General features: G+C 63.6%; 16 protein-coding genes and 1 pseudogene. 7 read left to right on the top strand and 10 right to left on the bottom strand.

The window, feature by feature from the left end; genetic code table 11:
• Positions 1 to 228: pseudogene (locus ACJWXQ_RS03080) on the bottom strand (hypothetical protein); the annotation flags it as partial.
• Positions 229 to 254: 26 nt separating this feature from the next.
• Between ACJWXQ_RS03080 and ACJWXQ_RS03075 the strand changes: the two are divergent.
• Positions 255 to 884 (top strand): FkbM family methyltransferase, encoded by a 630-nt coding sequence (locus ACJWXQ_RS03075; protein WP_346051555.1) that lies wholly within the window; start codon positions 255 to 257, stop codon positions 882 to 884.
• On the opposite strand, the gene rluB is transcribed toward ACJWXQ_RS03075, so the two are convergent.
• From rluB to ACJWXQ_RS03050, 5 genes are all read right to left on the bottom strand, one after another.
• Positions 865 to 1,662 (bottom strand): 23S rRNA pseudouridine(2605) synthase RluB, encoded by a 798-nt coding sequence (rluB, locus tag ACJWXQ_RS03070; protein WP_406672118.1) that lies wholly within the window; start codon positions 1,660 to 1,662, stop codon positions 865 to 867. The genes ACJWXQ_RS03075 and rluB overlap by 20 nt on opposite strands.
• A 19-nt stretch (positions 1,663 to 1,681) precedes the next feature.
• The gene (gene scpB / locus ACJWXQ_RS03065; RefSeq protein ID WP_374729202.1) at positions 1,682 to 2,749 is read right to left on the bottom strand and encodes an SMC-Scp complex subunit ScpB; all 1,068 of its coding nucleotides are present in this window, start codon (positions 2,747 to 2,749) and stop codon (positions 1,682 to 1,684) included.
• Positions 2,750 to 2,771: 22 nt separating this feature from the next.
• Positions 2,772 to 3,779 carry a segregation and condensation protein A gene (locus ACJWXQ_RS03060; protein WP_406672117.1) on the bottom strand — a complete coding sequence of 336 codons (1,008 nt, stop codon included), beginning with the start codon at positions 3,777 to 3,779 and terminating at the stop codon, positions 2,772 to 2,774.
• A gap of 2 nt (positions 3,780 to 3,781) precedes the next feature.
• Positions 3,782 to 4,999, bottom strand: coding sequence for a tryptophan--tRNA ligase (locus ACJWXQ_RS03055; RefSeq protein ID WP_406672116.1), 1,218 nt, complete (start codon positions 4,997 to 4,999; stop codon positions 3,782 to 3,784).
• A gap of 98 nt (positions 5,000 to 5,097) precedes the next feature.
• Positions 5,098 to 5,721 (bottom strand): L-threonylcarbamoyladenylate synthase, encoded by a 624-nt coding sequence (locus ACJWXQ_RS03050; protein WP_346051560.1) that lies wholly within the window; start codon positions 5,719 to 5,721, stop codon positions 5,098 to 5,100.
• A gap of 92 nt (positions 5,722 to 5,813) precedes the next feature.
• Here ACJWXQ_RS03050 and ACJWXQ_RS03045 point away from each other — a divergent pair, with 92 nt between their 5' ends.
• Genes ACJWXQ_RS03045 through ACJWXQ_RS03035 form a run of 3 tightly spaced genes read left to right on the top strand, consistent with a single transcriptional unit; the run spans position 5,814 to position 7,274 of the window.
• Positions 5,814 to 6,113, top strand: a complete 300-nt coding sequence (locus ACJWXQ_RS03045) for a YciI family protein (RefSeq protein ID WP_346051562.1) — start codon at positions 5,814 to 5,816, stop codon at positions 6,111 to 6,113.
• A 14-nt stretch (positions 6,114 to 6,127) separates the two neighbouring features.
• Positions 6,128 to 6,406, top strand: coding sequence for a BolA family protein (locus ACJWXQ_RS03040; protein WP_346051563.1), 279 nt, complete (start codon positions 6,128 to 6,130; stop codon positions 6,404 to 6,406).
• A 43-nt stretch (positions 6,407 to 6,449) separates the two neighbouring features.
• Entirely contained in the window at positions 6,450 to 7,274 is an 825-nt protein-coding gene (locus tag ACJWXQ_RS03035) for a peptidylprolyl isomerase (protein WP_406672115.1), read from the top strand.
• 90 nt (positions 7,275 to 7,364) lie between these two features.
• Here ACJWXQ_RS03035 and ACJWXQ_RS03030 read toward each other — a convergent pair whose 3' ends face one another.
• The 4 genes from ACJWXQ_RS03030 to smc all read right to left on the bottom strand — a co-directional run bounded on the left by ACJWXQ_RS03030 (position 7,365) and on the right by smc (position 14,911).
• A complete protein-coding gene (locus ACJWXQ_RS03030) occupies positions 7,365 to 7,880 on the bottom strand; it encodes a DUF1499 domain-containing protein (protein WP_406672114.1) in 516 nt (171 codons plus the stop codon).
• Between the two features lie 139 nt (positions 7,881 to 8,019).
• Positions 8,020 to 10,347 carry an NAD-dependent DNA ligase LigA gene (gene ligA / locus ACJWXQ_RS03025; protein ID WP_346051569.1) on the bottom strand — a complete coding sequence of 776 codons (2,328 nt, stop codon included), beginning with the start codon at positions 10,345 to 10,347 and terminating at the stop codon, positions 8,020 to 8,022.
• The gene (gene zipA, locus ACJWXQ_RS03020) at positions 10,347 to 11,282 is read right to left on the bottom strand and encodes a cell division protein ZipA (protein ID WP_406672113.1); all 936 of its coding nucleotides are present in this window, start codon (positions 11,280 to 11,282) and stop codon (positions 10,347 to 10,349) included. Before zipA ends, ligA begins: the two co-directional genes overlap by 1 nt.
• Positions 11,283 to 11,407: 125 nt before the next feature.
• Positions 11,408 to 14,911 carry a chromosome segregation protein SMC gene (gene smc, locus ACJWXQ_RS03015; RefSeq protein WP_406672112.1) on the bottom strand — a complete coding sequence of 1,168 codons (3,504 nt, stop codon included), beginning with the start codon at positions 14,909 to 14,911 and terminating at the stop codon, positions 11,408 to 11,410.
• 200 nt (positions 14,912 to 15,111) lie between these two features.
• On the opposite strand from smc, the gene queF reads away from it, so the two are divergent.
• The 3 genes from queF to gluQRS all read left to right on the top strand — a co-directional run bounded on the left by queF (position 15,112) and on the right by gluQRS (position 17,268).
• The gene (queF, locus tag ACJWXQ_RS03010; protein ID WP_346051575.1) at positions 15,112 to 15,501 is read left to right on the top strand and encodes a preQ(1) synthase; all 390 of its coding nucleotides are present in this window, start codon (positions 15,112 to 15,114) and stop codon (positions 15,499 to 15,501) included.
• Between the two features lie 172 nt (positions 15,502 to 15,673).
• Positions 15,674 to 16,258, top strand: coding sequence for an RNA polymerase-binding protein DksA (gene dksA, locus ACJWXQ_RS03005; RefSeq protein ID WP_406672111.1), 585 nt, complete (start codon positions 15,674 to 15,676; stop codon positions 16,256 to 16,258).
• Between the two features lie 86 nt (positions 16,259 to 16,344).
• Positions 16,345 to 17,268, top strand: coding sequence for a tRNA glutamyl-Q(34) synthetase GluQRS (gene gluQRS, locus ACJWXQ_RS03000; RefSeq protein WP_346051576.1), 924 nt, complete (start codon positions 16,345 to 16,347; stop codon positions 17,266 to 17,268).
• The last annotated feature ends 271 nt before the right edge of the window (positions 17,269 to 17,539 follow it).

Raw genomic sequence — 17,539 nt, 5'->3', positions numbered from 1 at the left:
TGCGGTCAGGGCCCGGGCCCGCCGCAGGCGCTCCATGGCCTTTTCCACATTCGTCCAGGCCGTATTCTGGGTGAGCACGGCACCGATCATGATCTCGAAGGGGTGACCGTCGTGGGGCCACCAATGCTGGGGGCCGTGGTGGGCCAGCAGGCGCTCGAAAACCCGTCGCAACCGTCGCCGGTCGATGGCCGGAGGGTGAGCTTTTCTGCTTGCTGGGTTAGGCTTCATGCCGGACCTCGACCAGGAGTCATCTCATGCCCGTGCGGGCCATTCAAAAACTGATCAAGCGACGCCGCCAGAAACGGGCGCGTCGTGCCTTCGAGCATTTCCCCATTGGCGAGGGCGATCTGGTCATCGATGCGGGCGCGAACTTCGGCAGCGTGACCCTGCGCCTGCTGGGCCAGGGCGCCCGGGTGCTGGCCTTCGAACCCAATCCCGTCGCCTTCCGTCACCTTGAGCGGGCCTTCGGCGATCACCCACAGGTCCAGTGCATTCCCAAGGGCCTGTCCGACCACAACGGCAAGGCCCGGCTCTATCTTCACAAGCGCCACGAAGACAATGCCCTGTTCTATTCCGAGGCCGCCTCGCTGATGGCGGACAAGCGCAACATCAACCCCGATGCGGGGGTGGAAATCGAGCTGCTGGATATTGCCGAACTGATCGAGGCCCAGGAGGGGCGAATCCGTCTGCTCAAGCTGGATATCGAGGGCGGCGAGTACGCGGTTCTTCATCGTCTGCTGGACACCGGACTGATCAAGCGGATCGACCAGGTCTTCTGCGAAACCCATGAACTGAAGATTCCATCCTGTCGCCGGGAGACCCGTCGCTTGCGACGCCGCCTGGCAGACATGGATATCAGACACGTCAATCTCGATTGGGTTTGAAGCGCCGCCCCGATTGAGCCTTCTTGTCCGAGGCTTCCGCCAGTGGCGCCTCGGGCTCCAGCCCGGCAGCATCCATCAGCGCCCGGACCTGCCCCGCACCCAGCTCCCGCCAGTGCCCCCGAGGCAGATCGCCGGGCAGTGACAGGGGCCCATAGCGAACCCGAATAAGGCGGCTGACAGTGGCGCCCACGGCTTCCCAGAGACGGCGGACTTCACGATAACGGCCTTCCCGCAGGATCACGTGATACCAGTGATTCTGGCCTTGCCCGCCGGTATCAACAATCTCCTCGAAACGGGCCGGGCCATCGTCCAGCTTCACACCGCTGCGCAGCTTGTCCAGCAACTCCGGCGCCACCTCGCCCCGCACCCGCACGGCATATTCGCGTACCAGTTGACGAGAGGGATGCATCAGCCGTGCGGCCAGTTGGCCATCTGTGGTCAGGATCATCAAACCGGCGGTGTTGAAATCCAGGCGGCCCACCGAGACCCAGCGCCCGCGTTGGGGGGCGGGGATGCGATCGAAAATGGTGGGCCGGCCTTCGGGGTCGCGGCGGGTGCTCATCTCTCCCACCGGCTTGTGATAGATCAGTACCCGGCGCTCGGGCATCATGCCGGCATCCAGACGCAAGGGTTTGCCGTCCAGGCTCAGACGATCGCCCTCGCCCGCCTTGTCGCCGGGGCCCGCCGGGCGGCCATTGAGCTGGATACGGCCGGCCGCCAGCCAGGACTCCACTTCCCGCCTGGAACCGTAGCCGGCATTGGCAAGCAGTTTCTGAATCCGCTGCAGCGGTATGGCCTCAGTGGCCGCGGCCCTGCTCGTCTTCTTCTTCGGCAGTCTCGGGTCGTGGCTGCTCGGATACTTCGGCCCCGGACCCTGGCGCTTGCCGCTCCGTTTCCGACTGATCTTCTTGCTGGCCACTTTCTTCTTGCGCTTCGCCATTGGCTTCCTCGGGAACCTCTTCAAAGTCGAGGTCTTCGCCCTCGTCTTGCGATTCGTAGGGACTTTCCTCGAATGGATCGGTCACCGGACGGCTGCCCAGCTCGCGTTCATCCACGCTTTCCCCGGTGTCGGGATCCTCAACCACCTGCTCTGCGTCGGCGGTGACGGCATCTTCCGCCTGCGGGGCCGACGCTGATTCATCTTCTTCGCTTGCGTCGATCGGCAATTCACGGTCTTCATCGGAGGCACCCTCCTCGGCTGCCTCACCGGCGGCATCCTGTTCATCCCTGTCCTCGCCTGCGGCCTCGCCATCGGCGTCGCCATCACCATGGGCATCCGCTTCCGCATCGTCGGCGGGCTTGCCCTCGGCATCCAGATCCAGCTCCACATTGATGCTGTCGATATCACGGATCTCGGACAGGGTGGGCAGTTCATCCAGGCTCTTGAGCCCGAAATAATCGAGAAACTCCCGGGTGGTGCCGAACATGGCCGGGCGGCCAGGCACATCCCGGTGGCCGACGACCTTGATCCAGCCACGTTCCTGCAGGGTCCGGACAATGCTGCTGGAGACACTGACCCCGCGAACCTCCTCGATCTCGCCACGGGTAATGGGCTGGCGGTAGGCAATCAATGCCAGGGTTTCCAGCAGCGCCCGGGAATAGCGCGTCGGACGCTCTTCCCATAGCCGGGATACCCAATCAGAGACACTCTCCCGCACCTGAATGCGGAAGCCGCTGGCGACCTGGCGAAGCTCCATGGCCCGCCCTTCGTAATCGGCAGTCAGCCCCTCCAGCGCTGCCCGCAGGGCGTTGCGATCGGGCTTCTCCTCATCACGAAACAGGCCTTCCAAGTCATCGATTTTGAGCGGCCGGCCGGCTGCCAGCAGTGCGCCTTCAACGATATTCTTTAGCTGTTGCTCGTCCATTCCTTCCCCGATTCCCGGAAGCTCAGGCTCCCTGTTCTCCACCGGCCTGCTCCGGCCCCGATTGCTCATCATCGCCAGGCGTCGTCTGTCCGGCATCCTCCGGCGCCTCGCCTTCGGTTACCGCCGCACTGGCGCGCAGATGAATGGGGCCGTAGAGCTCGGCCTGCACGATTTCCACCAGGCGCTCCTTGACCAATTCCAGGATGGCCATGAAGGTCACCACCACACCCATACGCCCCTCCTCGCGAGGAAAAAGGCCGGTAAAGTCCCGGAAGCGACCGTCATCCAGACTGCTCAGCACCTCGGACATGCGCTGGCGAACGGACAGGGCCTCCCGCTGGACCTGGTGATGCTGGAACATGTCGGCCCGCCGCAGGACTTCCTTGAAGGCCAGCATCAGCTCCTTGAGAGTCACCTCGGGCACCATCTCCACCACCCGACGGCCGACCAACTCGCCCTCGGCCTGGAACACATCCCGGCCCATTCGCGGCATGCTGTCGATGTCCTCGGCGGCAGTCTTGTAGCGCTCGTATTCCTGCAGGCGGCGGATCAGCTCCGCCCGCGGGTCCTCGCCCTCCTCCTCTTCACTGACCGAGGGTCGGGGCAGCAGCATCCGGGATTTGATCTCGGCCAGCATCGCGGCCATGACCAGATATTCCGCCGCCAACTCCAGACGAAGCTCCTTCATGAGCTCCACGTACTGCATGTACTGCTGGGTGATCTGGGCAATGGGAATGTCCCGGATGTCCAGATTCTGGCGCTTGATCAGGTACAGCAGCAGGTCCAGAGGCCCCTCGAAGGCCTCGAGAAAGACCTCCAGGGCATCGGGCGGAATGTAGAGATCCTTGGGCAGGTTGGTGAACGGCTCGCCCTGGACCAGGGCAAAGGGCATTTCCTCCTGACGCCCCTCGGCCGGATCATTGACCTGCCCATCGCCGGCTTCGCCCTGCGGGTTGTCAGGCTGCTGTTCTGCCGCCTCCGCCGGACGGTTGTTGTCGGCGTCCTGGGCCTGCCTGTCCTGCTCGTCCATCGTCACCGGTACTGCAACCCCATGATCTGACGCACCTCGTCCAGGGTTTCCCTGGCCCGGGAGCGTGCCGTTTCACAACCTTCCTGGATAATGCTGCGCACCGCGTCCGGGTCTTCCTCATATTCCTGGGCGCGGGACTGAATGGGCCGGAGCTCATTGCTCACCGCCTCAATGACCGGGCCCTTGCACTCGAGGCAGCCGATCCCCGCCGTGGTACAGCCTTTGTGGGCCCATTCCTGGGTGTCCTTGTCCGAATAGATCTTGTGAAATTCCCACAGGGGACATTTCTCCGGCGTGCCCGGATCACTGCGACGCACCCTGGCCGGGTCGGTGGGCATGGTGCGAATCTTCTGTTCCACCGACTCCAGCGGTTCACGCAGCCCAATGGTATTGCCGTAGGACTTGGACATCTTCTGCCCGCCCAGGCCGGGCATCTTGGGGGTCTCGGTGAGCAGGGCCTCCGGCTCCACCAGGATTTCCCGGCCCCCGCCTTCAAGATAGCCAAACAGGCGTTCCCGGTCGCCCTTGGTCAGGTTCTGCTGGGAGGACAGCATGGCCCGCGCCACCTCCAGGGATTCTTCATCGCCCTGCTCCTGCCAGCGCTTTCGCATCTCACGGAACAGACGGGCATTCTTCTTGCCGGTCTTGCGCAGGGCGGTCTCGGCACGACTCTCGAACTCGGGCTCGCGGCCGAAACTGTGATTGAAGCGGCGGGCGATCTCGCGGGTAATCTCCACATGGGCCACCTGATCTTCGCCCACCGGCACCAGGCCCGGCTTGTACATCAGGATATCCGCGCTCTGCAGCAGGGGATAGCCAAGAAAGCCGTAGGTGGACAGGTCCCGTTCCTTGAGCTTTTCCTGCTGATCCTTGTAGGTGGGCACCCGCTCCAGCCAGGACAGGGGCGTGATCATGGAGAGCAGCAGATGCAGTTCCGCATGTTCCGGCACCCGGGACTGAATGAACAGGGTCGCCGAGCCCGGATTCACGCCGGCGGCCAGCCAGTCAATGATCATGTCCCAGGCGCGGGAGGCCACGTCCCCGGTATCCTCGTAATGGGTGGTCAGGGCATGCCAGTCGGCCACGAAAAAGAAGCAGTCGTATTCATGCTGCAGCTTGACCCAGTTCTTCAGGGCGCCGTGGTAATTGCCGAGATGGAGGCGGCCGGTGGGCCGCATGCCGGACACGATCCTGTTGTTCTGACCGCTTGCGGAAACCAAATCTCTACTCCTGCGTAATGGACAAAAATCCCGTCGGGCGGGCAAGCCGGACATTATAAAGGGAAGCGAGGCCCCGGGTCTCGCCCTCTCGCACCCGATCAGAGCTCGAAGGGGGCCGGATCACCGCGACCATGGCGCAGGATCCGCGGCGGCAGCTCGCTCAAATCCACCACGGTGCTGGGCTCAAGGCCGCAGTTGCCGCCGTCGACCACCAGGTCCACATGGTGCTCCAGGCGCTCCCGGATATCCTCCGGATCGGTGAAGGGCAGCTCATCCCCCGGCAGTATCAGGGTGGAGCTCAAAATCGGCTCCCCGTGCTCCTCCAGCAGGGCCCTCACAATGGCATTGTCCGGGACGCGGATGCCAATGGTCTTGCGCTTGGGATTCTGCAGCCTGCGAGGCACCTCGCCGGTGGCCTTGAGTATGAAGGTGTAGGGCCCGGGGGTGTGAGCCTTCAGCAATCTGAAGACCGAGTTGTCCACCCGGGCGTAGGTGCCGATCTCGGAGAGATCACGACAGACCAAGGTCAGGTTGTGGCCCTTGTCGGTCTGGCGCAGCCACTGGATTCGCTCCACGGCGTTCTTCTCCTCCAGGGCGCAGCCGAGGGCGTAAATGGAGTCCGTGGGATATACGATCACGCCCCCATCGCGCAGTATGCGCACGGCCTGGCGCACCAGCCGCGGCTGGGGGTCCACCGGATGTATCTGGAAATACTGGCTCATGCTCCCTCCACTGCCAACCACGGGATGCTAACACGAGCCGGGCCGGCACTGGCTGTGATAGTCTTTTCGCTTTTCGACAGGGGGTCGAGTCGATGTGGTATGTGATCATTGGCCGGGACCGGCCGGACAGCCTGAGTGCACGCCAGAACGCGCGACCGGCGCACCTGGAGCGCCTGGAAGCCCTCAAGGAGGCGGGTCGCCTGCTGGTGGCCGGTCCCTGCCCCCGGGACGACGCCCCGGCACCCGGGCCGGCCGGCGTCAGCGGCAGTGTGGTGATTGCCGAATTCGATAGCCTGACGGCCGCCGAGAACTGGGCAAAGGCCGATCCCTACATTGAGGTCGGTGTCTACGAGTCCGTCGAGGTACGCCCCTTTATCCGCGCCCTGCCCTGAATCCGGGAGGATGCATGAGCGACAATACTGAACGCGTTAAACGCATGCGCCAGATACTGGAAAGCCGCTTTGCACCAGCGGAGTTGGTGATCCGTGATGACAGTCATTTGCATGTCGGCCATCCCGGGGCCCGCGACGGCCGCGGTCATTTCCATGTCCGCATTCGCGCCGAGGCCTTTGCCGGCAAGCGGCCCCTGGCCCGTCACCGGCTGGTTTTCGAGGCCCTCGGCGAGATGATGGAAAGCGATATCCATGCCCTGCAGATCGATGCGGCGGCAGAGGAAGATAACTGAAATCACGCCGGGTGCGCCCGGCCTTAGCCAAGAGAGGATGATCATGAAGAAACTACTGAGCAGTCTGATTGTGCTCGGTCTGCTGGGCCTGATGGCCTGTGAGACCGAAACCCCGGCCAATGGAGACCGTGACCGGAATGGAGAGGACCTGGGCGGCGAGACCCTGGCCACCGTGGATGGGAAACCTGTATCCGACCGCCTCCTGGCGGCCTTTGTACGCCAGTACCCGGGCTTTGACATGGATGGTCTCCAGCCCCAGCAACGGGAACAGCTCACCGACCACCTGATCAATCTGACGATCCTGAGCCGAGAGGCCGAGCGTCGTGGCATCCATCAGGAAGACGAGATCCGGGCCGCCATGGCCCTGGAGCGGATGCAGACCCTGGCCGATGCACTCATGCGCAAGCTGGAAGAGGATGAGCCCATCAGCGAGGACACCCTCCGCGAGCAGTACGAAGTACAATACTCGGACAGCAAGGAATACAGTGCCCGGCATATCCTGGTGGAAGATGAAGACACCGCCCGCGACCTGATTGCTGCACTGGACGAGGGTGCCGATTTCGCCGAACTGGCCCGCGAACACAGCACGGGCCCCACCGGTGAGCGGGGTGGTGACCTGGGCTGGTTCCCCGCCGAGCAGATGGTGGAGCCCTTCGCCAATGCCGTTCGGGCCATGGAAGCGGGCAGCTTCACCGCCGAGCCCGTCCAGACCCAGTTCGGCTGGCATGTGATCCTGCTCGAGGACACCCGGGAAACGGAAGGCCCGGCTTTCGAGGAAGTGCGTGAGCAGATCGCCGACAACCTGCGCCAGCAACGGGTGCAGCGCTATGTTTCCGAACTCCGGGAACAGGCCGAGGTGGAGCGGTAATCGTTCCCCCTGCAGAGAAAAGCAATCTGCAGCAACATGAAAAAGCGCCCCGCGGGGCGCTTTTTTTCGAGCCGGTTTCAGGCGCGACAATCAGAGTCGCAGGCTGCTCTGACCGCTCCGATCCTGGTATTCGCGGATCAGGGTCTGGAGGGCCCGGAAGCGATCACGGCCTCGATCACGATCGATGGGGCCGGCGCGGGCCGCGGCGCGGACATGAATGATGTTGCGTTGCGGCGGGAAGTAGAATTCCACCTCGTCGACCATGGTCTCGGACTGAAAGTAGAACTCATCGCCCTCGCGAAAGACCGAGCCGGTGAATTCCACCCGCAAATAGGTTCGATGGCTGGATACAATCCGAGCGCCAGGGAATCCCTGGATCACGGCCGCAAGGGCCGAACGCCCTTCCCTGCGGGTCCCGTCATACTCAAGCACATCCGCCTGCGCCACCTCCCGCTCATCGGGATGACTGGACAGACAGGTACGGGCGTCGGCGCACGGCGGCAGCTCGCCCTCCCGGATGCCGTAGGGGGGCACCTGGGTGCCGGCGCACGCTGACATGAGTATTGCCATGGCGGGCAGAAAAAGATTTACCCGATTATGTTGCAAGGCTGTCCTCCGCCGGGACACACACCAACTGAACAGACTACCCCCCAATGTATGGCCTTGCCAAGCATTTCGCGACAATCATTGCGTGACCGGGAATTCCCAAATCAACCAGGCTGACCAAAGGGGCTAGCCCACTGGGTCACTCTCCCGCCAGCAGGGCCTTGAGCTTGTCCTCGGAAAGCACGGGCACGCCAAGCTTCTCTGCCTTGTCCCGCTTGGAACCGGCCTTGTCGCCGGCTACCAGGTAATCGGTGCGACTGGAGACGCTGCCGGTCACCTTGCCCCCCGCCGCTTCAATGGCCGCCCGGGCCTCGTCACGGGTCATCTCAGCCAGGGTACCGGTGAGGACAAAGGTCTTGCCCGCCAGCGGCGACTCGTCTGCCGCCTGCTGATAGTCGGAGCGGTCCTGCGTCCAGTGAATGCCCCACTCCCGCAGCAAGGACTCAGTCTCATCCAGAATCGGACGCATATTGGCGTCTTCCAGGGCGCGACGGGCCTTGAGAATGGCCTGGTCGGTTTTCTCATCCCCGCTGTCGCCCGCCTGGAACTGCCACAGGGCGGTGAAATCCGGGCAGTGAGCCGCGATGGTCTCGACCCGCTTGCCGGTCGCCCCTTTGATGGACAGGGCCTTGAGCAGGGACTGCAGAGTAATGTCGTGGACGTAATCGGGACTGAAATCGGCCTCGTCGCTGAGAACAATGCCATCCGAGCGCTCAAACAGGCGGTCCACTTCCCGGGCATTGCCTTCATCGTCGAAGAAATCCCGGATGGCCCCGGCCACCCCCGGCCCGATATCCGGCACGCACAGCAGCAAGGGCATGGTGGCCTTGCGAATCGACTGGAAACGGCCGAAGGCATTGGCCAGCCCCTTGGCCAGGGTGGCGCCCACGCTGGGAATGCCCAGGGCGAACAGGAAGCGCCCCAGCGTCACTCGCCGTTTGGCTTCGATCTCCTCCAGCAGCTTCTCCACGGAGCGCTCGCCGAAGCCATCCAGGGCCAGCAGCTCGGCCTTTCGCTCGTGGAGCCGAAAGATGTCAGAAGGACGGCGCACCCATTCCCTCTCAAAGAATCGGGCCAGGCTCTTGTCACCCAGCCCCTCGATATCCAGCGCCGTGCGCGAGACGAAATGACGCAGGGTCTCCAGTTGCTGGGCGGCGCAGTTCATGCGTCCGGTACAACGATGAACCGCTTCCCCGGGCTCGCGGACCACATCGGCACCACAGACGGGGCATTGCTCGGGAAACTCGATTACTGCCGCTTCCGGGGGACGGCGATCGGTGACCGCTGCCACCACCTCCGGGATCACATCCCCGGCCCGACGGACAATGACGGTGTCGCCAATGCGCACGTCCTTGCGGCGGATCTCGTCCATGTTGTGCAGGGTGGCATTGCTGACCGTGGCCCCGCCGACGAAGACCGGCTCCAGGCGGGCCACCGGGGTAATCGCCCCGGTGCGGCCAACCTGGAACTCCACATTGCGCAGTACGGTAGTCTTCTCCTGGGCCGGAAACTTGTGAGCAATGGCCCAGCGCGGTGCCCTCGACAATTGGCCGAGTCTCGCCTGCCAGTCGAGGCGATCCACCTTGAAGACCACCCCATCAATATCGTAATCCAGCGACTCACGGCGCTCGAGAATCGCCTGGTAATAATCGAGGCAGGCCTTCAGGCCATCAAGACGACGACCTTCCGGGGAAACCGGCAAGCCCCAATCGGCCAGTGCCGAAAGCAAGTCGGTCTGGGTGTTAACCGTGGGCCCACCCTCGATGATGCCGATGCCATAACAGAAGATCTCCAGAGGCCGCCGCCGGGCGACCCGGGCATCCAGTTGCCGCACACTGCCGGCCGCTGCATTGCGGGGATTGACGAAGGTCTTCTCGCCCCGCTTGCGTTGTGCCGTATTGAGCTTCTCGAAACCTTCATGGCTCATGAAGATCTCGCCCCGCACCTCCAACCGACGGGGAATATACTTGCCTTCGAGAACCACCGGCACCTGGGCAATGGTCCGCACGCTGTGAGTCACATCTTCGCCGGTTTCACCGTCACCCCGGGTAGCCGCTCGAACCAGCTCACCGTCCTCGTAAAGCAGGCTGACTGCCAGCCCATCCAGCTTGGGTTCGCCGTGGTAGGACACCGCAGACGAATGCCCGAGGCGTTCCCGAACCCGGCGATCGAATGCCTCCAGGTCCTCCGCCCCAAAGGCATTGTCCAGAGACAACATGGGCTTTTCATGGCGGACCGGCGCAAAGGCACTGTCGGCTTCGCCACCGACACGGCGGGTGGGGGAATCGGCGCTTTGCAGGTCGGGAAACTCGGCTTCCAGGGCCTGGAGCTCGGCCATCAGCGCATCGTATTCGGCATCCGGGATTTCAGGTTCGTCAAGGACGTGATAGCGATGATCGTGGTGCTGGATCTGCTCCCGCAGCTCCGCCACGCGACGGGCGGCCGCCTCCCGGCTCCCCTGCTTCATCAGCGACTCCCGGCAGGTTGACGCTGCACCTGGCGGCGCAGCCGTTCGAACTCGGTGATTTCTTCTTCGATATAGGTGGCACGCTGCCGGGAGAAGGGGTTACGGGCTTCATCCCGGACATCGCCGCCGAGGGTTTCGGCAACCTGATGAGCCAGGCTCAGCATTTCATGGAAGGTCTCCACCCCCGGCCATGGCCCCGGCAGTACCGCGAACAGGGTAATACCCCGATAGTGACTGTAATCCATTTCCGCCAGATCGAAATGACCGGGCTCAACCATATTGGCCACGCTGAACAGCAGCGCCAGCTTGCCCTGCTCATCCCGCTCACTGCGATGAAAGATCTGATACTGACCGTGGCGAGCTCCGGCCTGTTCCAGCAACTGACGCAGTCCGGCCCCTTCCAGTCCTTGCTCTCCCACGGCTCTGACATGCAAAGAAACAATCTTCTGGGAATTCGGGTTGTATTCCGGCAGCTCGGGCTCATCCCCGGCCTGGGCATCCAGGGCCCCATCGGCTTGGTGATCGTCGCGGACATCCGGCTCCGGTGCTGATTCCTCCGCCGCCGCGCCCAGATCCCTCAGGCGCTCTCTAAGACGACCCAGGCCGCGGGCAAGTGCCCGGTCCGATCGTTCAGGGGATTCCGGTTCAGGGCTTGTAGCGGCCGCACGGCTCTCCCGGCGTAGCGCCGGCGTCTCCGGACGCAGACTGGGCAGTTCATCCTCCTCAACGCCCGACTTCGGCTCGGAAGGCACCGCCTCACCGGCCTCCGGCCGCAGCTTGACGCGAGGCAGTTCATCACTGTCCACCCGCTGCGAGGGACGCGGCGGCCGATGCAGCGACTGCTCCCGCTCACGGCCTTGCCAACGCGTGTAGGCATAAACCGCGATCACGAGCACGACACCCAGTCCGATCAGTGCCAGCCTAAGCTCCGGCATCCATTCTCCACCCTGGTTCACAGTTCAGCGGGCCACGCTCGAAGGCCGCATACCGCTGGGAAATCCCCAGGCCCCGGGTGCCCACACCTTGGGGCCCAGACCCTGGAACAATACGCATTCTCTGTTCAGGCCGTGGCCATTTCCACGGCTTCATCCACATCCACCGAGACCAGCCTGGAGACACCGGGTTCATTCATGGTCACACCCAACAGCTGATTGGACAGCTCCATGGTGATCTTGTTGTGGGTGATGAAAATGAACTGGACCCGTTCCGACATTTCCTTCACCAGGTCACAGAAACGACCCACATTGGCATCATCCAGGGGCGCATCCACCTCGTCCAGCATGCAGAAGGGTGCCGGGTTCAATTCGAAAATGGAGAACACCAGCGACACCGCGGTCAGCGCCTTCTCACCACCCGACAAGGCACTGATGCTGCTGTTGCGTTTACCGGGCGGCCGCGCCATCACGGCAACGCCTGCATCGAGCAAATCCTCGCCGGTCATTTCCAGGTAGGCGTGACCGCCCCCGAACAGACGCGGGAAGGTTTCCTTGAGCCCGGCATTGACCTTGTCGTAGGTCTCCTTGAAGCGGGTCCGGGTTTCCCGGTCGATCTTGCGGATTGCCGACTCCAGGGTCTCCAAGGCTTCGGTGAGATCGTCATACTGGGTGTCCAGATACTGCTTGCGTTCGGACTGTTCCCGGAACTCGTCGATGGCGGCCAGGTTGATATTCCCCAGTCGACTGATGCGGCGCTCCACGGCCTGCAGACTCTCATTCCAGTCACTGACCGAGGCATCCTCCGGCAGCGAGGCGGCCACCGTCTCCAGATCGGTCTCCAGTTCGTTGAGCTGCTCCACCAGGGTCTCCCGGCGCACCCTTGCCTCCTGGCTTTCCAGTCGCAGCTTCTCCAGCTCGCCACGCAGCTCGGCGGCCTTCTGCTCGTGCTCTACCCGCTGCTGCTCCTTCTCACGGATGTCCGCATCGATGGCCTCCATCCGGCGGCGAGCAGACGCCAGTTCCTCATCTACCTGCTTGCGCCGTTCCAGCAGGCGCTCCAGTTGCTCTTCCTGACCGGCCACCGGATTCTCATCCTGGTCCAGGGCTTCACTGAGGCTGGAGCGACGCTCTGACAATTCCTCAAGCTGGGCCTGCATGCGCTCCAGCCCACGCCGGGTGGACTCCAGGCTGGAGCGGCGGGATTCCACCTTCAGAGCCAGTTCATGGGCCGCCTGCTGATCCTCACGGGCCTTGCGCCGGGCTTCTTCCAGGGCCTCGCGAATCTGTGCCCGCTCGGCTTCCAGCTCACGACGCTCGTCCTCACCGGCCTGCATGGCATCGACACTGGTTTCCAGGCGCCCGCGGACCTCTTTCAACTGGCGATTCTGTTCCTCGAGCTGGCTTTCCAGCTCACTTTCTTCCCGGCTCAGGGCTTCCCGTCTTTCGTCCGCCTGAGAGATCCGTGAGCGCAGGGACTCCAGCCGGGCATCGATATCGGAGATGCTGCGGTGGAGCTGGTTGAACTCACGCTGGGCGTCTTCCAGACCGGCCTCGCGCTCCTTGACCTCACCACGGGCCGCCTCAAGGGATTCCGCCAGGGTCTCGCACTCGGCTTCCAGGGTCTCGTGATCGGCCTGCAGCGACTTCAGGGACTGCTCGCGCTTGAGCACACTGTCTTCAGACTGTTCGGCCCGCACCACCCGGACCCAGTGCCGGCCCAGCCAGGTGCCGTCGCGGCAGACCACCGACTCCCCGGCAGCCAGGGTGGGCAGTTGCTGTCGGGCCTGTTCCAGATTGTGGGCGACCCGAACGCCGGACAGCAGTTCGCCAATCACGGCCGGCCCCTCGACCTTGGCTGCCAGATGCTCGGCATCGGCGGCGGCCGACTGGCCATCAGCGGCCGAAACCAGACCCAGCTGTCCGGACTCAAGCCCCGGCAACTCGTCCAGGGCCATGGACACATCGTCCACGCTGACCGACTCCAGGTGATGGCCGAGCACGGTTTCCACCGCCCGCTCCCAGCCTTCCGAGACGCGGATACGCTCGGCCAGACGGGGCCGCTCTGCCAGCCCTTGCTGTTTCAGCCATTCGGCATTGCCGCCACCGTCCTTGTTGAGCGCTGCCTGCTGCAGGGCTTCGAGGGAGCTGATCCGGCCATTGAGGCTTTGCAACTCATTGCGGCGCTCATGCAGCCGACGACTCAGCTCCCGCTCCTGGCCACGGGCGCTCTCCAGGGCCTCACGGTGACCTTCCAGGGAGTCGGACAGGGCATCATGTCGCTCGCCCTGGCGATCCCGCTCCTCGCCCAGCTCCTGCTCCTGACGGCGCATGGCTTCGGTGGATAGCTGATCCCGCTGTTCGCGAATCTTCTCCACCCGCTCCAACTGACGCCGGACCTGGGTTTCCAGGTGTTCGATCCGGGTGCGCGAGACTTCGGCGGTCTGCTGATCTTCACCCGCACGGCGGCTGAAGCTGTCCCAGCGTTCCTGCCACTCGGCCAGCCGCTTCTCGGCCTGCTCCTGGGCGCTCACGGACTGCTCGGCGGCCTCCCGCAGGCGCTCCAGGCCCGGCTCCATTTCTGCCAGCCCGCTTTCGGTATCCTTGAGATACTCTTCGTCCCGGCGGATATGGTTGCGGGTCTGCTCCAGGGAATGCTCGGCGCGCTCCAGATCCTCCAACTGACGCTGACGCATCTCCCGGGCATGCTGGATGGCCTGCTCGACCCGGGTGATCTCCGCCCCCGTGCTGTAATAGCGCGCCTGTACCTCGTTGAAGGCCTCGCTGGCCTCGGTCTGACGCTCACGCTCTGCCTCCAGCTCCTTTTCCAGGCTCCGCTGGTGGCTGATCTCGGCCTGCATGCGGTTCTCGATCTCGGCCAGGCGACGGTCCTGGCTCTCCAGACCGCCATCCAACTCCCGCACCCGCAGGGCCAGCAGCTGAGCCCGCAGCTCCCGCTCCTCGGCCTTGAGCTGCTTGTATTTCTCGGCGGTGCGCGCCTGGCGGTCCAGGTGGTTGAGCTGCTTTTCCACCTCCTCGCGCAGATCACTGAGGCGTTCCAGGTTCTCGCGGGTATGGCGAATCCGGTTCTCGGTCTCCCGCCGGCGCTCCTTGTACTTGGAGATCCCCGCGGCCTCTTCCAGAAACACCCGCAACTCTTCCGGCTTGGCCTCGATGAGACGGCTGATCATCCCTTGCTCGATAATGGCGTAACTGCGCGGACCCAGGCCGGTCCCCAGGAAAATATCCTGAATATCGCGCCGACGGCAGCGAGAGCCATTGAGATAGTAGCTGGAGGTACCGTCACGGGACACCTGACGACGCACGGAAATCTCGTTGTAGCCGGCGTACTGCCCGCCCACGGACCCGTCGGAATTATCGAAGACCAGTTCGATGGAGGCGGTGCCCACCGGCTTGCGGCTGGTGGAGCCGTTGAAGATCACATCGGCCATGGAATCACCGCGCAGGTGCTTGGCGGAGCTCTCCCCCATGACCCAGCGCACGGCATCGATGACATTGGATTTGCCACAGCCGTTGGGACCGATGATGCCGGTCAACGGCGTGGGAAAGGTGATGGTGGTCGGATCGACGAAGGATTTGAATCCGGCCAGTTTGATCTTGCTCAGTCGCATGAATTTTCCGTCATTCAGGGGCCCCGCGCGGCGATGCTCGCGGCCGGGGCCGAAATAATCCGGGCTCTGGGGCCAAAACAATCCCGGCATTGTAATGTAAAGCCGGGTCCGGTTTAATCCCGTTCCGGGCGGGCGGCGAAGAATCCGATCACTGCCCCCGCTCAGCCAGTGACATCCATTTCCCGACAGCGGAGCACATCGTGAGCACCACTCCCAGCAAGACCCTGGAAACCTTTCCCAATCCCAGGCCCGGCCGTGACTTTACCATCCGGATGGAAATTCCGGAATTCACCTGCCTCTGCCCCAAGACCGGCCAGCCGGATTTCGCCACCATCGAATTGGCCTACGTCCCCGACGAGCTCTGTGTGGAACTGAAGTCCCTCAAGCTCTACATCTGGGCCTTCCGCGACGAAGGCGCCTTTCACGAGGATGTGACCAATCAGATCCTGGACGATCTGGTGGCCACGATTTCGCCCAAGTTCATGCGCGTGACCGGCGATTTCAACGTCCGGGGCGGCATCTGGACCAAAGTGGTGGCCGAGCATCGGGCGCCGGACTGGCAGGCCCCTGCGCCGGTTGAACTGCCCTGAGGCCTGAGCGGCCATGGCACCTTGCGTGCCCCGTGCCCTTTCTGTATAACCTGCCACTGATCGGCTATCGCCATCACTTGCATCGGAGATCAGGGATGAACCACCGAACCCTGCCCCGGGCCTGACCGGTTGCAGGGCTGAAAGCCGCTTTCAGCATGGGGAGTCAAGGGCCATGGCTGCAAAGAAATCCAGCAAGAAAAAAACATCGACCCGGAAAAAGGCCGCGAAAAAGACCGTGACGAAGAAAAAGACCGCCAAGAAGACCGCCGCGAAAAAGACAGCCGCGAAGAAGGCCGCCAGCAAGAAGGCGACCAGGAAGAAGACGGTGACCGCCGGTACCGTGGCCGCGGATACGGGCATCAAGCCCTATGAGCCTCGCAAGGGCGAGGAGTACATGAACGAGGACCAGCGGGAGCATTTCCGTCAGATTCTGCTGGCCTGGAAATACGATCTGATGGAGGAAGTCGACCGCACCGTCCACCACATGCAGGACGAGGCCGCCAACTTCCCCGATCCCAGTGACCGCGCCACCCAGGAGTCCGAGTTCAGCCTCGAGCTGCGGGCCCGTGACCGGGAGCGGAAGCTAATCAAGAAAATCGACGAGTCCCTGCAGGCGATCAAGGAAGACGATTACGGCTTCTGTCATTCCTGTGGCATCGAGATCGGCATTCGCCGGCTTGAGGCCCGCCCCACGGCGACGCTGTGCATCGACTGCAAGACCCTGGACGAGATTCGCGAGAAGCAGATGATCGGCTAGCAAGCCGGCAAGATTCTCAGGTCCTGCCCGGCCCCGGCAGTCGCCGGGGTCGGATCACCGAACCCGCCGGAGGCTCCGACAGCCGCATGTCAGACGCCGTTTCCCGGACCCCCTACACCGGCCGCTTTGCCCCCTCTCCCACCGGCCCGCTGCACTTCGGCTCCCTGCTCGCCGCCACCGCCAGCTATCTGGAAGCGCGCCGCCACGGAGGCCGCTGGCTGCTCCGCATTGACGACATCGACCCGCCCCGTGAGGCAGCCGGCGCCCGCGACGAGATACCCCGCACCCTGGAAGCATTTGGCTTTGAATGGGACGGGCCGATCATTCTCCAATCCACCCACCTGGACCGTTACCAGGCAGCTCTGGAGCAGCTGCTGGCGGGCGGCCTGGCTTATCCCTGCGCCTGCACCCGCCGGGAAGTGCGCGCCGTCGCCCGCGAGGGCGTGGACGGGCCGATCTATCCCGGCACCTGCCGAAACGGCATGCCACCGGGACGGGAAGGCCGCGCCATCCGCCTGTCCACTCATGAGGCCCAGATCGAATTCAAGGATGACTACCAGGGCCCGATAGCAGTGGACCTGGAAGCGCAGATGGGGGATTTCGTCATTCGTCGTGCGGATGGGCTGTTTGCCTATCATCTTGCCGCAGCGGTGGATGACGGTGATGGGGAGATCAGTCATGTGGTGCGTGGCATTGATCTGCTTTACAGCGCCCCGCGCCAGATTCACCTCATGCACTGCCTGGGCCTGACCCCGCCCTGCTACGCCCATCTGCCGGTTATCCTTAACCGGGAAGGCCAAAAGCTCAGCAAACAGACCGGCGCCACCGGCCTGGACACCGGCCAGGCCCCCGCCCTCCTCTTCCACGCCCTGCGCACCCTCGGCCAGGCGATCCCCGAGCCCCTGCAAGGCGCTACGCTGGAAGAGATCTGGGCGTGGGCGCTGGAGCATTGGGATAGTGAGCCGCTGCAGGGCCGCGATGTAATCGGCGAGGTGCCGGCGGTGGGCTGAGGGCTTGCGTTGGTGGGCATCGAATAGCTTAGTGCCCTTGGATGCTGGTGACGGGGGCGCTTCGGTCATTTCGAATGGCGTTGATTGGGGTCAGTACCCTGCGTTGCCGGTGACGGATTGCATTCCGGCCTAGGTGGCGACAGGCCTTTCCAGGAACGTATATGGTCTCCTCCCCCATTGCAAGGCTCCGTGAACTGGATGACAGGGACAGGATTGCTGCCGTATATCCGGCCTCTGGATGAGGGCGCTTTCGGGCCCTCGGGCCTCAATG

The organism is Natronospira sp. (assembly GCF_007134575.1).
In the GTDB taxonomy this organism is placed as follows: domain Bacteria; phylum Pseudomonadota; class Gammaproteobacteria; order Natronospirales; family Natronospiraceae; genus Natronospira; species Natronospira elongata.
The sequence above is the reverse complement of the archived record's forward strand: the minus strand, read 5'-3'. Positions and strand labels throughout refer to the sequence as shown.